The sequence below is a fragment of the Kosakonia sp. ML.JS2a genome (assembly GCF_025642095.1).
GTDB lineage: Bacteria > Pseudomonadota > Gammaproteobacteria > Enterobacterales > Enterobacteriaceae.
In genome coordinates, this window is the sequence record NZ_CP106754.1 from 3,484,989 (window position 1) to 3,499,753 (window position 14,765).

A 14,765-nucleotide genomic window follows, 5' to 3' on the forward strand; every position below is an offset into this window, starting at 1 on the left:
GGGGAAAAATCGGTTACGACAGAATGCGCCCCGCGCGAACGGCAAACAGGTGATACAGCGCCAGACGCAGGCGCTGCCAGCGGGTTGGCGTCAGTTCCATATCAGCACCTCGGCAGGCGTCGGGTTCCAGCCGTTGCAGGGGTTATTGAGCTGCGGACAGTTGGAGATCAGCACAATGACATTGCACTCGGCGCGCAGCTCAACGTATTTGCCCGGTGCGGAAATACCATCCTCAAAGGTCAGCCCACCCTGCTCGGTGACCGGCACGTTCATAAAGAAGTTGATGTTTGCGCCAATGTCACGCTTTTGCAGGCGGCCATCGTGCAGACAGGCGCAGAGGAAATTGTCGCGACAGCTGTGCATATGCCGCTTGTCCAGCGCATAACGCACGGTATTGCTCTCCTGCGCGCACGCACCGCCAAGGGTGTCATGGCGACCGCAGGTATCGGCAACAATGGTCAGCAGCGGGTTGCCCATATTGGACCAGAGCACGCTGCCGGTGGTGAGGTAAGCGTTGTTCTGGCGGCGCAGCGTGCGTTGCGGATCGTAACGCTCACGGGGGTTGTCGGCGTTATAGAACAGCGTATCCACCGCCTGGTTACCTTCCAGATCAAGCAGACGTAGCGTCTGGCCTTTTTTCACCTCAAACAGATACGGTTCCCCCGCCGGGATCACATGGCGGAAGGCGGCGTGTGAGACCTGTTTTTCACTGACGACACTCATCATGCGGCTCCTTACAGGGCGAAAAGGTGGGTATTGGTGACAGCGCGCTCGTTTTCCGGGCGCGTCAGTAAGGCGTTAATCGCCGCCTGCGGGTCTTCCGCCTGTCGCCAGCTCAGCCGTACCGGGCGCGGCGCGTACTCTGTTGACGGATCCATCGGGTGTTGCAGCGCTGTCAGCACCACCAGCACATCCATCGGCGCGAATAACTCAACATAACTACCGGGTTGCGAATGCGCGCGATGGAAACTGAACTGACCGTTGTCATCCACCGCCACTTTGCTGAAGAAATTGACCACCATGAGCAGATCTTCAAGGTTGAGATCCCATTTGCCCATTTCGACCAGCAGGTTGTCCGTACCGTTACGGAAGAAACCGTTACGCAACTCCTGGTAGCGTCCCTGCCCGTACTTTTCCGCCACTTCGGCGGCATTCAGCACGCCGCCAAAAGGATCGTGCCAGCCGCAGGTATCGGCCGTGATCCCAGCCAGAACGCGGCCCATATCGGAGTAGAAGCAGTGCCCGGCAGTCAGGCGCGCCGTATGCTGGCCTTTGAGCGTGTCCGGCAGGTTCAGCCGTTCGCTTTTTTCATGGGCGTTGAGCATCATCAGGCTGACGTTTGCGCCGCCCTCGATGTCGGTCATACGCAGGATTTGCCCGCGTTTGAGCACAAAAGAGAGGTGGCCGCCGCCCGGCAGGATCTCATCCCGCAGGGTGACAGAGGTGATGTTGGTGGTCATGAATTAACTCCTTAATGCATAGACGTTATCGGGCCTCGCGCCGCTCAGCGCGGAGAGTCGCGTCTCATTGAGCGGGATGTCGTAGGTAATGCGCGCGCCATACGCCTGGGGGGCGTGCGGATCGATACGCACCTTATCGAACACCAGTAAACGGGTGCCGAGGTTGAAGCCTTCCGACAGATCGTGGGTCACCATAAAGACGGTCATGCGGGTTTCACCCCATAGCTGTAACAGCAGCGCATGCATATCTTTACGGATGCCGGGGTCAAGCGCGCCAAACGGCTCATCCAGCAGTAAAACGCGCGGTTGCATAATGAATGCCTGGGCGATGGCCAAACGCTGCTGCATCCCACCGGAGAGCTGCGCCGGGTATTTTTGCAGTGCGTGGCCGAGACCGACTTTCTCCAGCATCTGCGCCGCCTGTTCGCGCGCGGCGCGTTTTTTCGCCCCGAAGAGTCGGCCAAACAGCGGCGATTGCGGCAGTTCGATGCCAATGGTGACGTTATCCAGCACCGTCAGATGCGGAAATACCGAGTAGCGCTGAAACACCACGCCCCGGCTGCTGTCCGGCTCTGCGGTCAGCGGTTTGCCATCCAGCGTGATGCTGCCGCGACTCGGCGCTTCCTGCCCGAGCAGCAGACGCAGAAAGGTGGATTTGCCGCAGCCGGATGCGCCGACCATTGAGCAGAACTCCCCTTCTTTCACCTGCAAATTCAGGCGCTCCAGCACCACATGGTCGCCATACTCCTGCCAGATATTGTTGATGGTGATAAAGCTCATGCCTTCCCTCCTTCCGCCCAGGGAAAACAGGTTTTGTGTAACTGACGCAGCGCAAGATCCATCAGCCACGCCAGCAGGGTGATCCACAGGACATAGGGAATAATGACGTCCATCGCCATGTAGCGGCGCACGAGGAAAATGCGATACCCCAGACCGGCAGTCGATGAGATGGCTTCCGCGGAGATCAGGAACAGCCATGCCGACCCGAGCAGCAAGCGCAGTGAGGTCAGCAGCCGCGACAGCAACTGCGGCAGCACCACGCGCAGCACCAGCGTCCAGCTGTTCGCCCCCAGCGTCTGCGCCTTGATCAGGATCTCCGGCGGGATCTCGCACGCCCGGTGTTCGAGGTCGCGGGCCAGCATCGGCGTGATGCCAATAACAATCAGCATCACTTTCGACAACTCATCCAGCCCGAAAACGATAAACAGCACCGGCAATATCGCCAGCGGCGGGATCATCGACAAGACCGTCATCAAGGGCGACAGCGATGCCCGCCACAACGGAAACACGCCCGCGGTGACGCCAATGCACAGGCCAAGCAGCGAGGCGATGGTCAGCCCGGTCAGCAGGCGCGCCAGGCTGACCAGTGTATCCACCCAGAACAGGTACTCACCGCTGCGTTTGTCCGGGGTAAACGCCATCCGTGAGAGTGCCTCCAGCATCTGTTGCAGGCCGGGTAACAGCTTGTCCTGCGGGTTGGCCTCCAGCCGTACCGCTGAGCCCATAAAATACGCGGCCAGCAGCAGGACAAAAGGCAGCAGGATGAGCATCATCCGCATACCGGAACCAGGATGGCGGTTAATCTGTCGCATGGCGAACTCCGTCAGTTATCACAGCTTGCCGGCGGCGGCCATTTTCACGAAGCTGTCGTCAAAGCGCAGTTTCACGTTATTCGCATCGCCCTGCGTGACATTGCCGGGGAACGTCATGCCGATAAAATCCGCACTCTGCGCGCCGTCGCCCAGCAAGCCTTTTGCAAAGGAGAACGCCGCCACGCGCTGCATGGTTTTCGCCAGTTCAGCCGAGGTGACAAAGGCGACGTTATCCGCCGGGGTATAGAACAGGTGAGTGGTTTTCAGTTGCGCCTGGTAACCCGGCAGATCGGTACCAGAAGCCGCGGCCATCGCGTTCAGCACGTTGGTGTCTCCGGCTTTCATCAGGCCCATCATTTCATACCATGCGCCGGTCAGCGCTTTACCCAGCGCCGGGTTATCTTTCAGGGTTTCACTGTTCACCACCATCATGTCGATAAGCTCGCCCGGTACCTGCGAGGAGCTAAAGACTTCGCTGGTTTTCGGCGTGGCTTTAATGACCGACAGTTGCGGGTTCCAGGCCACCGCGGCCTGCACATTCGGCGTGGCGAAGGCCGAGACGATATCGGCATCGGAGGTGTTCACGACGGTCACGTCTTTTTCCGCCAGCCCGGCTTTTTCCAGCCCGCGCACCAGCAGATAGTGGGACACAGAGAGTTCCGGCAAGTAGACCTTCATCCCTTTCAGATCCTTCAGCGTCTTGCCCTCGCCTTTCATCACGACGCCGTCGTTGCCTTCGGAGTAACTGCCGAGGATCAGCGCCGTGCTGTCCACCCCGCCGGCAGCCGGGATCGTCAGCGCATCCATATTGGTCATGGTGCAGCCATCAAACTGGCCAGCGGTATACTGGTTAATGGATTCGATATAGTCGTTGAGCTGAACGACATTGATTTTGATGCCGTACTTGCTGGCCCATTTATCAATGATTTTGCTACTGCTGAGGGTGCCCCATGGCATCCATCCGGCATAGATGGTCCAGCAGACGTTGAACTCTTTTTTGACGGCGGCGAAAGTGGGGAGACTGACCAGCATTGCCAGCGACAGCACAAGCGTGCGGAGTAAGGAAGATTTCTTCATTCTTGACCTCTGGTTGGCACAAAAAGTTAGGGGCAGCGCGACACCCATTGGTGCTGCTGTCTCCCGGGTTTTTGTCCCGCCGTGTAACCTCGCAGAGGTCGCCAGCTCTTGGACCAGACATTCACACAGGTGAACCGGAACCCTAGCCAGCTATTTTTCATATTGTGTGTTGCACTGCCCGTTCACTTCTGCAAGGCCTGTGCCAGATTGTTTTTTCTTTGTCATCATTATGTTAGCAATATGCGCCGCTGCGCTGTCCCTGTTTTGGTGAGCTACCGCAAGGCACTGCACCACGCTGGTGCTGCACGACCGGTGGCGTAAAAGTATTTAGCTGGTGTATTGTTTTTAAACGATTAATCACACGGGATGGATATCAGCACCATGCTTAAGATTCTGGGTAAAACGACATCGATTAATGTGCGCAAAGTATTGTGGACCTGCGAAGAGGCCGGTCTTGATTATGTGCAGGAGGATTACGGCAGCGGTTTTGCCTCCACGGAAACCGACTGGTTTCGCGCGCTAAATCCGAATGCGATGGTGCCGGTGCTGATCGACGGGGATTTTACGCTCTGGGAATCCAACTCCATTTGCCGTTACCTGGTGCGCAAAGCCGGGCGTGACGACCTGTTACCTGGCGAGCCGCAAGCCTGCGCCAACGTTGAGCACTGGATGGACTGGCAGGCGACCGAGTTTAACAACGCCTGGCGCTATGTTTTCCCGGCGCTGGCGCGCAAAAACCCGGCCTATAACGATCAACAGGCGATTGCCGCTGGCATTAAAGAGTGGAATCACTGCATCGGCATTCTCGAACAGCAGTTGCAACGCACCGGCGCTTTTGCAGCGGGTGACACCTTTACGCTGGCGGATGTGGTGCTGGGTCTGTCGGTCAACCGCTGGAAGATGACGCCGTTTGACCACCCGGATGTACCGGCCATCGACGCATGGTTTGAACGTTTAAATCAGCGCCCGGCGTTTTTGCGCCACGGGAATAATGGGATGGTGTAAATCCAGATAAAATCGTTGGCCAGTGGGGTGTGACAGGCGAGGGAATATGAAGATCAGATATGCAGGGCCGGATGAAGCAGAACAGTGCTGGTACGTCCGCAACCAGTCAATTCGTTACGGATGTGCAAACAGCTACGCCCCGGATGTGATTAAGGCATGGACGCCAGATACCATGCCGGAACATTTTTTACGCATTATGGCGGACAACCCTTTTTTTGTAGCGAGCACATCGGATGGGGTGATTGTTGCCACCGGTTTTCTCGATCTTTCGTCAGAGAGCGTTGAGGCCATTTTCACCTTGCCGGAATATACCGGTAACGGCCTCGCCGGGTTGATTATTGATGCGATTAAAAATGAAGCTCGCCAGCGCGGTATTAAACAGCTTGTTTTATCCTCGACGCCCAATGCCAGAACATTTTACGAAAAGCATGGCTTTACCTTTGTGCGGGAAAACACGCATTACTCTGGCCTTGCCAAAGCAGAACTTCGTTGCATCGATATGACTTATCCGCTTCAGACTGTTTAAAGAAAGTTGCCATAAAGGTCGATAACGGACGAATGCTTTTTACAAGGAAACCGTTACATGCGCGGCGACAATCGGGATTTTTGGGAAATTGAAACCTCACTGGAGGCGTTTTTAGCCGACGATGAGGTGCTCAATAAAATGGAAATGATCAATGGCGCGATCAATGACTGGGAAAAGTGGCTGCAAATTGAGTTGCAATACTATTTTCAGTCCCACCCGCTGTTTAGCTGTGAACGGGAAAGACAGTTTTCGCTGCTGCTGCCCGGTAGCGCGAAAAAGCAGGTGATGTCCGTTGACCTGGTATTAAAACGTGAGAGCAAAAAAGCCGAACAGGATATTTACATCGAATTAAAGTGCGTGAAAAAGTTGAGCACCCTGCGACGCGTGTTGAATAAGGATTACACCAAATTGCAGTTGCTGGCGCAGTACCAGCCAATGCGCTCTTTTTGGTGTCTCGCGTTTTACTGGAATTACGACGAGAGCAATGTCGATATGGCCCCCTTCCTCGCCGGGTATAAATACGCGGTGCACAGTGCGATTGACCTCTGCGGCTGCGGCGATCCGTTGTGCGACGAAGCGAAGATGGGGTATGTGATTATTGGCGGCAAGCGCTAAGGCTTGCCGGAAATCAGCGCACGCGGTCTGTTGTCTGCCGCGCGCTGATTTACTCTTCAGAGGCGATACGTTGCAAAGCGGCCTGAAAAGAAGCGGTGAACATCTCCCCATGCGTCAAACCCGGAAACAGCAAGAAGGTTGCCGCAGCGCCGTTATCGCGCAGCGTGGAAGCCGTTTCACGCACAGCGCTCAGCACATCCGGGTGATTGCCCTTCTCCCTGACCCGCTGTTCGCCATCACCTTCCATAAACCAGAGTTGTTTATGGCTGACGCGCTGTTTTTCCGTATGCGTTATCTCGTTCAGTAGCGCAACATTGTTACGGTTAACCGAGGGAACGGCAGCGTAATAGGCCGTGAACATCGCCGAGGATAAATACGCATCGAGCACAAATAACCCGCCGTAGGAGTGCCCCCATAATGCACGCTGATGGGGATTTATGGCGGTATGCTGCTCTACCTGGGGCGCAATGGTCTGCTCAATCAGTTGGCGAAAAACCTTGCTGCCGCCGCCCTTCCTGCCGCGAAGCGCCTGTTCATTTCCCTCCGCTGGCGGAGTGTAATCCCAGGCTCTGGACTCCAGATCAAACGGCAGTGGCGTTTGATAACCAATCGCCACGAGCACTGGCGGATTGTGTTGCGATAATGTCTGCAAAAATGCCTCTGACAACCGGTCCATCACCGCATTGCCATCCAGCATATACATCGCCGGGTAACCAGACGCTGGCGGGGTTTTATTGGGGATACCGGTCCACACCTTGTAATGACGTTTACCATCGGCGGAATCAAAGGTCCTGACGGAGAAATGATAAAAAGCGGACCCTTTATCGGCGATATTAGGCCCCAGCGGAGACATATCAGGCCTGGCGTAACTGCTTACCGGGCAAGACGCCAGGGTCAAAAACGCAGCCAGACGTACAACGCTGTTCAGACGCCCCTTGCTGTATAACCATTGATTCATTTCCGTCCTCTCCCTGTATCCATGACCCAACGATGAAAATTTGCCAGGCATAAATGTGGCAACAAATCACGCACATTAATGAGAATGATTGCTAATTGCAATATTTGCAGAGATAAATGAACTGGAGAGTCAGGAGGTTATCCGGAAAGGTAAACAACCAGAGCACTTCACTTGCGGAACTATCCTGTTAATCTGACAGAGCGACCGTATCATGATGATCCCGCCGCCAGTGACCGGGTTATGACAGGAGGCAGGATGCGAATGGGATTCAAGTGCTGGATCAGTGGATGAGACACGATGTTGACAGACTCGAAAGAAAAATTACTGTACCGCACAATGTCTCACCACAGACCATCAACGTCCGACAAATCGACCAAATGGAAAATAACGAAGAAAATGATTAATTACTTAATAAAGGAGGATTATATTTTGGAAAATTTATTTTTTATTCGCGCACAAACAACCTCATTAAAAATAATGAAAAACTTGATTATATCGCTTAATAAAACAGTACTATTAAGTACTGTACTTTTATTCTCAGCGACGGCAATGGCAGAAAAAATCGCCTGCCCGGCATCATTACAGATTAACAATAAACCTCACCGGTTGAACGATGTCAGCCTTTTTAGCGGGCCTCCCGAAGAACGTGGTGAATTAATCCCGGATACCGAAGACGATACGGTGTGGACGATAAGAGGCTACCCCTTCTACGACAGAACGGGCGAATTGCCTTTTTATCTTGTTTGCAAGTACAAAGGCACGAAAGAGACCGTCACGCTGAAAGTACCGGACAGCGCCAAAAAATGTTCCGCCTGGCTGGAAGGCGGTATAAATCATTTTGTTGCGGCTTGCGAATAGACGGTACAAATAAGCGATATGTCAGATTGAAGTGCGCCCGTTTATCTGAGCGCTTAGCCATCGCCTGGAGAGACAACGCGTTCTGCCAGGCCTGGCTCTGAAACGTTACGCCTTATCCCCCTCTATCGCGCGGGTGAACTGCTGTTCGAGCATAGAACGTCCCCACTGTTCCCCCTGCCACTCCCTGGTCAGCCTGAAGCCGAAAGATTCATAAAGACGTCGCGCCGCGTGAAGGCCGCTGAAGGTCCAGAGTTGTACTGCCGAGAATTGCTGTTCATCGCAAAACTGCATTGCGCGGGCAAGCAACTGACGACCGATGCCAGTACCACGACACGCATCATCGAGAATAAACCAGCGCAGATGCGCTTCGTTATTTCCCAAATCTTCCCCATCAATAGCCACAGAGCCAACCACCCGCCCATTCAGAACCGCGAGCCAAATATTGTTGCGCTCGCTTTCCAGTCGGCCAGCAAATTCGGCCAGGCCCGAAGCCACTTTGCTTTCAAAAAAATACCCAAAACCATAATGTTGCGAGTAGTAGTTCGCATGCATTTCGCTGATGCGGCCAATCATCCCCGGCAGATAACCGGTGATAATGTCAGGTTTATCGCCAGCGGGAAGCGGTGCCCCCTTCCGGCAAGCTTCCAGTGCAGAAGCATAAGCCGACAGGCCGCAAGCCACCATGTTTTGCCAGGCGGGATCCAGGTACCCCATCGCTTGCTGCACACGCGTCTCACCATAGCTGTTTATGCGAGACACACTCTCTTTTCCCTGCGCGGTCAGCTCCAGCTTCTTGTAACGTGCATCCTCTGACAGCGGCACCTCCTGTAATTCACCCGCACGGATGAGCTTCGCCAGCATTCGACTGACGCTGGATTTTTCCAGACCAAGCAGTTGCACCAGCTGTGCGGCAGTAACGGAGCCGCGCATTCCTACTTCCAACAGAGTGTGCACCGCCGAGGGAGAGTAATCGGTAGCAGCAAGAGTGCTGTTCATAAATCCCAGTTCACGAACCATCTGTCGCGATGCTACACGGATATCGTTGATAAGCTCAGATGCTGCCATGTTATGACCCGTTTTGAATAGATAGTTGCACAATACAACCATCTATCATTCACTCTGTCAATTCGTATGATTGACGGCAGATCAACAAGCCTGTTCACACTGGCTATGTTATTTAATGCACGCCTGTTCCCTGCTTTCGAGGAACGCAGGGTGAAAAATGAGCACACAGGTAAAATACAGCCACACCTCTTCATGCTAACTAATTTGTTTTAAAATAGTTAGCGCGATTAATTAATTCAGAATCAGCGTATTAGCCGGGAGAGGACATTGACCAAACACCTCACTTCCAGAAATATCCTATAAGCCTCGGTGATATTTCAGAAAAGGTATACGGTAAACTATAGCGAATGTGGCTGGTGATGAACTTCCCTTTCAGAGGCAGAGGTTGGTACATATTTTTTCACGAAGCCGCACAGGCACTTACTTTAACCAAATTCTTCACTACGCCAGCAACCCTTTGTCCTGGCAACAAACCAGAGAAAATCTGAATGCTTGACCGTATCACTGTAACCCCACCGCAAGGCGCTGAGTCACTGTTGTTCTGGAAAATGAGTGGCATGGAAGTGATGTCCCGCTCATTTGCACTGAATATCACAATGCTGAGCAAAGACGGGAATATTGACCGGAAAGCATTACTGGGAAAATCCCTTACTGTTTCTGTACCTACCCAAAACAGAACGCCACGCTATTTTAACGGCAAAATAACTGAAGTTAACCTTCAGGGAACAGAATTGAACGGCGTCCGTTACGCGGTATATATTTTAAAAATGGAGTCTGACTTATGGCCGCTTCTGCGAGACCGCAATCAGCGTATATTTCAGAACCAGCGCGTTCCGGACATTATCAAAACAGTATTGGGCGAATATGGTGTTAAAACTGAAGATAAACTGACAGGTCAATATCGTAACTGGGAATATTGTGTCCAATATCAGGAAAGTAGTTATAACTTTATTTCCCGACTGATGGAACTGGAAGGGATTTACTTCTTTTTCCGTCATGAGTCAGACTCACACACACTGGTGATGATGGACTCAGCCGAACATCATCAGCCCTGGCCGGGCTATGAAACTGTTCCGTATCATACAAGTCTGTCCGGGGGTTCTACCAGTGAAGAGGGGATCGGACAATGGGCTATTAGCGAGCGCGTGACGCCAGGCCTTTATAGTATTGATGACTATGACTTCCGCAAACCAAACGCATGGATGTTTCAGGCGCGACAGAATCCCGCATCTCCATCGCCAGGTCAGATCGATTATTACGAGTGGCCAGGTCGTTTTGTGGAGCACCAGCATGGGGAATTTTATGCGCGCATCCGACAGGAAGAATGGCAGGCGGAGCAGCATCGCATTGATGCCTCCGGAACTGCCCTGGGGATTACTCCGGGGTACACTTTTTCCCTCAGGAACCCGCCATTTGCTGGTAATAGGAGCGAATATCTTGTCGTCAGCGCGAGTTATACACTTGAAGAAAACAGTTACGCCAGCGGCAATATGACCGACAGTGTCCATCAAATTAATTTTGTTGTGATTCCGGCTGAGACCACCTTCCGTTCAGCACAGCGTACTGAATGGCCACGGACCCATGGTCCGCAAACTGCACGTGTGGTTGGTCCCCAGGGAGAATCAATCTGGACAGACAAATATGGTCGGGTAAAAGTTAAGTTCCACTGGGACCGGCATGCGAAAGGCGACGACACCAGCTCATGCTGGGTACGCGTTTCTAGCGCGTGGGCTGGGCAGGGATTTGGTGGTGTACAAATCCCCCGCGTGGGAGATGAAGTGGTTATCGACTTTATCAATGGTGACCCTGACCGTCCCATTATTACCGGCCGCGTATATAACGAAGCGAGTATGCCACCGTGGGAACTACCGGCAGACTCAACCAAAATGGGCTTTATGACACGCAGTAAAGATGGCAGCAAAGATAATGCCAGCTATCTCTTTTTCGAAGACAAGCTCGGAAGCGAATCTATCGACCTGCACTCTGAACGGGATATGAACGTCTCTGTAGAAGGCGTTCATACAGAAACCGTGCATAAAGAAACCATTTACACACATAAGCTCACCCGCTCAGTGACCGTAGATGACCACGACACACAGACATTCAATAAAGGTCAAACGCTTTCCGTAACCGCCAATGGCCGTCAGGAAACCATTGTAGACAACGAAAAAAAATCAGTTACAGGCTACTCGGATAACAGCTATACCAGCAATCTGATAATCAAGACTGATGCCACAGTCAGTACGCTCGCAGCAGATAAAATTATGTATGAAGTACCCGAAGTAGTATTCGGACAAGTGATCGATGCCGTGGGTACACCAACTGCTGTAACCCCTGTACCTTTCGATATCAGTAAAACGGTAGGGCCTGTTATGTCTGCTCCCGGTTCAATGCTTTCTCCGGTGGACTACATGGCTTCAGCCTCATCTGCTGCAATCAGCGCTGCAACAAAAGTCACTTATAAAAAAGGTGTCGTGACGCATGTGGAAGGTGTTGACAAGTTGACCATCGATCAGAACCAGCTAATTGAGGTTAAAGGCAATACATCCAGAAGTATCTCAGGAAAATTGAGTGAATATGTGCTGGGTGGCATTGATATATATTCACCTAAAAAAATAACTATCAAGAGTGATGAGAAGGTTGAAGTTATATCTCCTTCCGAATACTTTGAGTATAAAAATGCGTCAGCAAGCATGAAGATTAATGATATTTCATTAAACTTCACTTCTCTCGGCATCAATCCGTTACTAGGGATTTCTGTTAACGGCCTAAAAATCGAGAACAAAGCGGCGGCACTAAAAAGAGAAGGTGGGAAATTTGAAGTACACATTGGAGGTACAGAGACTAAAATCTCGTCTTTTTCCCAATACATGAGTGCATTAACATCATTTTTTTAACAGAGGTCTTATGAATTTTTTATCATACATCATGCCTAAACTAGCCTGGTTTATTCCTTTATGTGTATTGGTGTTCGTTGGATACGTTGTATATAAAAACAAACAGTCTGATACTAATGATCGTTACATAAGAGAACATGGTGTTAACATTGATGCTGAAATTAATGAAATAACTTATGACAAGTATCAACGCATTAATAACAAACTTGTCGCCATTGTTTCCGTGAAATATAACTTCAATGGCCGCGAATTTATCAGTAAAAGAGGTCTAAATTTTTTAGTCACAGATAAGGATAAATTTAAAACAGGCAACACCATAAAAATAAAAATAAATCCTAACGCCCCCCTCGAATATTATTATGTAGATTATCGAACCTACTGACAAATTAAAAACGGATAAAATAAGCCATGGTTGACGCCAACTGTGGCTCATTTTGAGCAAAGGGATGGTTTACAGTTCATCTGGTTTTCTGTTTTAGTAACAGGAGAATTTCTGTCCTCCTCAGAGGAAACAGAATCCGTCAATATTATCTGGAATAAAGGCATTATGTTCAAAAGCGGTAAAGTCCAAAGCAAAAATCTTCTCTTAGCTTTGCAAAATGCTGCTTTAACATCTTTTCTATGAGGCACGGTATGGATACATTCATGAAGTCAATTCACATCATCATTGTGGCGGTTGTCATTATCGCAATCATTTATTCCTTTATCAGGAATTTTATAAACAGAGGTATTGAAAAAGAGATCCTCAAAAATCCGTGTTACACCGAAGCAACGATTGTGGATATGACTCCGGGTACACCTTCAAGTTTTGGTATTGTCAGTATCCATGTTGGTTACCGCTTTACAGCAGAAAACGGTGCATCTTTTGAAAAAGAAGACGAACTCATCAATATTAAAACAATGGACTTACCCAAATATCAGGTTGGTTCAGGAATACCTGTTGTATATGCAAAAAGTGAACCCTCTAAAAATAGGTTGAATATGAGAGACGCGATGAAAGATTTTAAGAGACGCTGAGTATGCAGGTGTGCGTCTAATCTAAATAGATACCGGTTTAACAGACCTCATGGTGTCATACACGATGACTTAAAAAGAGAGACACTTTTGTGAACTTACACCGAAGCACACCGCACCGCTTTAATCGCTATAAATTTTGCCCGGAGACCTGTACAATCCCTGCCCTAAGCATCCTATAACTGATTATTTTTTGAACTATGAGCAATGTGAACCTGCAGCCGAAAATCGGCTTTGTCTCTCTTGGCTGTCCGAAAAACCTGGTGGATTCTGAACGTATCCTTACCGAACTGCGTACCGAAGGCTACGACGTTGTACCGACCTATGACGATGCCGATATGGTAATCGTCAACACCTGCGGCTTTATCGATAGCGCAGTACAAGAGTCGCTGGAAGCCATCGGCGAAGCGCTGAACGAAAACGGCAAAGTGATCGTCACCGGCTGCCTGGGCGCAAAAGAAGATCAGATCCGCGAAGTGCACCCGAAAGTGCTGGAAATCACCGGGCCACACAGCTACGAGCAGGTGCTTTCCCATGTTCACCACTATGTGCCGAAACCGAAGCACAACCCATTCTTAAGCCTGGTACCGGAACAGGGCGTGAAACTGACGCCGCGCCACTACGCTTATCTTAAAATTTCCGAAGGCTGCAACCATCGCTGCACCTTCTGCATCATCCCGTCGATGCGCGGCGATCTGGTCAGCCGTCCGATTGGCGACGTACTGGCGGAAGCCAAACGTCTGGTGGATGCTGGTGTAAAAGAGCTGTTAGTGATCTCTCAGGACACCTCCGCCTACGGCGTTGACGTTAAACACCGTATGGGTTTCCACAACGGCGAGCCGGTTAAAACCAGCATGGTCGGCCTGTGTGAGCAACTGGCGAAACTCGGCGTCTGGACGCGTCTGCACTACGTCTACCCCTATCCGCACGTGGATGATGTTATTCCGCTGATGGCCGAAGGCAAAATCCTGCCGTACCTGGATATTCCGCTTCAGCACGCCAGCCCGCGCATTCTGAAACTGATGAAGCGCCCGGGTTCTGTCGATCGCCAGTTAGCGCGCATCAAGCAGTGGCGTGAAATTTGCCCGGAACTGACGCTGCGCTCTACGTTTATCGTCGGCTTCCCGGGTGAAACCGAAGAAGATTTCCAGATGCTGCTCGATTTCCTGAAAGAAGCGCGCCTGGATCGCGTTGGCTGCTTTAAATACAGCCCGGTCGAAGGCGCAACCGCCAACGAACTGGCGGATCAGGTGCCGGAAGAGATTAAAGAAGAGCGCTGGAACCGCTTTATGCAACTGCAACAGCAGATCTCTGCTGAACGTTTGCAGGAAAAAGTTGGTCGCGAAATTCTGGTAATTATTGATGAAGTGGATGACGAAGGCGCGATTGGCCGCAGCATGGCAGACGCCCCTGAAATCGACGGCGCCGTCTACCTGAACGGTGAAACCATGGTGAAGCCAGGCGATGTCGTCCGCGTGAAAGTGGAAAATGCCGACGAATATGACCTGTGGGGCACCCGGGTTTAAGTCGTTTTAACCCTCACCCCGCCCCTCTCCCTGAAAGGGAGAGGGAGAAAGGCAATATCTCCCGTCGTTACCGCTGTGCGGAGCTGGAACCCACAAAACCGCACCGCGCGTTTGTCTCTGCGTCTCCCGCTCCCTGAAAGGGAGAGGGAGAGAAGCAATACCAGCCCGTTGC

General features: G+C 51.5%; 15 protein-coding genes and 1 riboswitch. Of the genes, 8 read left to right on the top strand and 7 right to left on the bottom strand.

Annotated features, from left to right (window positions below):
* Positions 1-90: 90 nt before the first annotated feature.
* The 5 genes from N7922_RS16580 to N7922_RS16600 are packed head-to-tail and all read right to left on the bottom strand — an operon-like array spanning position 91 to position 4,129.
* On the bottom strand, positions 91-723 hold the full coding sequence (locus N7922_RS16580) for an urea amidolyase associated protein UAAP2 (protein WP_263100933.1): 633 nt from the start codon (positions 721-723) through the stop codon (positions 91-93).
* 11 nt (positions 724-734) lie between these two features.
* Positions 735-1,460: an urea amidolyase associated protein UAAP1 gene (locus N7922_RS16585; protein WP_263097376.1), complete on the bottom strand. Its 726-nt coding sequence runs from the start codon at positions 1,458-1,460 to the stop codon at positions 735-737.
* A gap of 3 nt (positions 1,461-1,463) precedes the next feature.
* The gene (locus tag N7922_RS16590) at positions 1,464-2,240 is read right to left on the bottom strand and encodes an ABC transporter ATP-binding protein (RefSeq protein WP_263097377.1); all 777 of its coding nucleotides are present in this window, start codon (positions 2,238-2,240) and stop codon (positions 1,464-1,466) included.
* Positions 2,237-3,052, bottom strand: coding sequence for an ABC transporter permease (locus N7922_RS16595; protein ID WP_263097379.1), 816 nt, complete (start codon positions 3,050-3,052; stop codon positions 2,237-2,239). The genes N7922_RS16590 and N7922_RS16595 overlap by 4 nt, the downstream gene beginning before the upstream one ends.
* Before the next feature lie 18 nt (positions 3,053-3,070).
* Positions 3,071-4,129, bottom strand: a complete 1,059-nt coding sequence (locus N7922_RS16600) for a putative urea ABC transporter substrate-binding protein (protein ID WP_263097380.1) — start codon at positions 4,127-4,129, stop codon at positions 3,071-3,073.
* A gap of 58 nt (positions 4,130-4,187) precedes the next feature.
* A riboswitch (guanidine-I (ykkC/yxkD leader) is annotated at positions 4,188-4,286 on the bottom strand.
* Positions 4,287-4,510: 224 nt separating this feature from the next.
* On the opposite strand from N7922_RS16600, the gene N7922_RS16605 reads away from it, so the two are divergent.
* From N7922_RS16605 to N7922_RS16615, 3 genes are read left to right on the top strand one after another with little or no spacing between them, the layout of a single operon-like run.
* Complete coding sequence (locus tag N7922_RS16605) at positions 4,511-5,134, top strand: glutathione S-transferase family protein (protein WP_263097381.1); 624 nt, start codon at positions 4,511-4,513, stop codon at positions 5,132-5,134.
* 46 nt (positions 5,135-5,180) lie between these two features.
* Positions 5,181-5,660 carry a GNAT family N-acetyltransferase gene (locus tag N7922_RS16610; protein ID WP_263097382.1) on the top strand — a complete coding sequence of 160 codons (480 nt, stop codon included), beginning with the start codon at positions 5,181-5,183 and terminating at the stop codon, positions 5,658-5,660.
* Positions 5,661-5,717: 57 nt separating this feature from the next.
* Positions 5,718-6,275 carry a hypothetical protein gene (locus N7922_RS16615; RefSeq protein ID WP_263097383.1) on the top strand — a complete coding sequence of 186 codons (558 nt, stop codon included), beginning with the start codon at positions 5,718-5,720 and terminating at the stop codon, positions 6,273-6,275.
* A gap of 49 nt (positions 6,276-6,324) precedes the next feature.
* Here the strand turns inward: N7922_RS16615 and N7922_RS16620 are convergent, their stop codons facing one another.
* Complete coding sequence (locus N7922_RS16620; RefSeq protein WP_411554145.1) at positions 6,325-7,233, bottom strand: alpha/beta hydrolase; 909 nt, start codon at positions 7,231-7,233, stop codon at positions 6,325-6,327.
* 297 nt (positions 7,234-7,530) lie between these two features.
* Here N7922_RS16620 and N7922_RS16625 point away from each other — a divergent pair, with 297 nt between their 5' ends.
* Positions 7,531-8,091 carry an STY0301 family protein gene (locus tag N7922_RS16625; protein WP_263097384.1) on the top strand — a complete coding sequence of 187 codons (561 nt, stop codon included), beginning with the start codon at positions 7,531-7,533 and terminating at the stop codon, positions 8,089-8,091.
* A gap of 105 nt (positions 8,092-8,196) precedes the next feature.
* Here N7922_RS16625 and N7922_RS16630 read toward each other — a convergent pair whose 3' ends face one another.
* Positions 8,197-9,156 (bottom strand): helix-turn-helix domain-containing GNAT family N-acetyltransferase, encoded by a 960-nt coding sequence (locus N7922_RS16630; protein ID WP_263097385.1) that lies wholly within the window; start codon positions 9,154-9,156, stop codon positions 8,197-8,199.
* Positions 9,157-9,644: 488 nt separating this feature from the next.
* On the opposite strand from N7922_RS16630, the gene N7922_RS16635 reads away from it, so the two are divergent.
* From N7922_RS16635 to rimO, 4 genes are all read left to right on the top strand, one after another.
* Positions 9,645-12,053: a type VI secretion system Vgr family protein gene (locus N7922_RS16635; RefSeq protein ID WP_263097386.1), complete on the top strand. Its 2,409-nt coding sequence runs from the start codon at positions 9,645-9,647 to the stop codon at positions 12,051-12,053.
* A 10-nt stretch (positions 12,054-12,063) separates the two neighbouring features.
* On the top strand, positions 12,064-12,435 hold the full coding sequence (locus tag N7922_RS16640) for a hypothetical protein (RefSeq protein ID WP_263097387.1): 372 nt from the start codon (positions 12,064-12,066) through the stop codon (positions 12,433-12,435).
* A 263-nt stretch (positions 12,436-12,698) separates the two neighbouring features.
* Positions 12,699-13,070 carry a DUF3592 domain-containing protein gene (locus N7922_RS16645; protein ID WP_263097388.1) on the top strand — a complete coding sequence of 124 codons (372 nt, stop codon included), beginning with the start codon at positions 12,699-12,701 and terminating at the stop codon, positions 13,068-13,070.
* 197 nt (positions 13,071-13,267) lie between these two features.
* Positions 13,268-14,593: a 30S ribosomal protein S12 methylthiotransferase RimO gene (gene rimO, locus N7922_RS16650; protein WP_263097389.1), complete on the top strand. Its 1,326-nt coding sequence runs from the start codon at positions 13,268-13,270 to the stop codon at positions 14,591-14,593.
* Positions 14,594-14,765 lie beyond the last annotated feature (172 nt).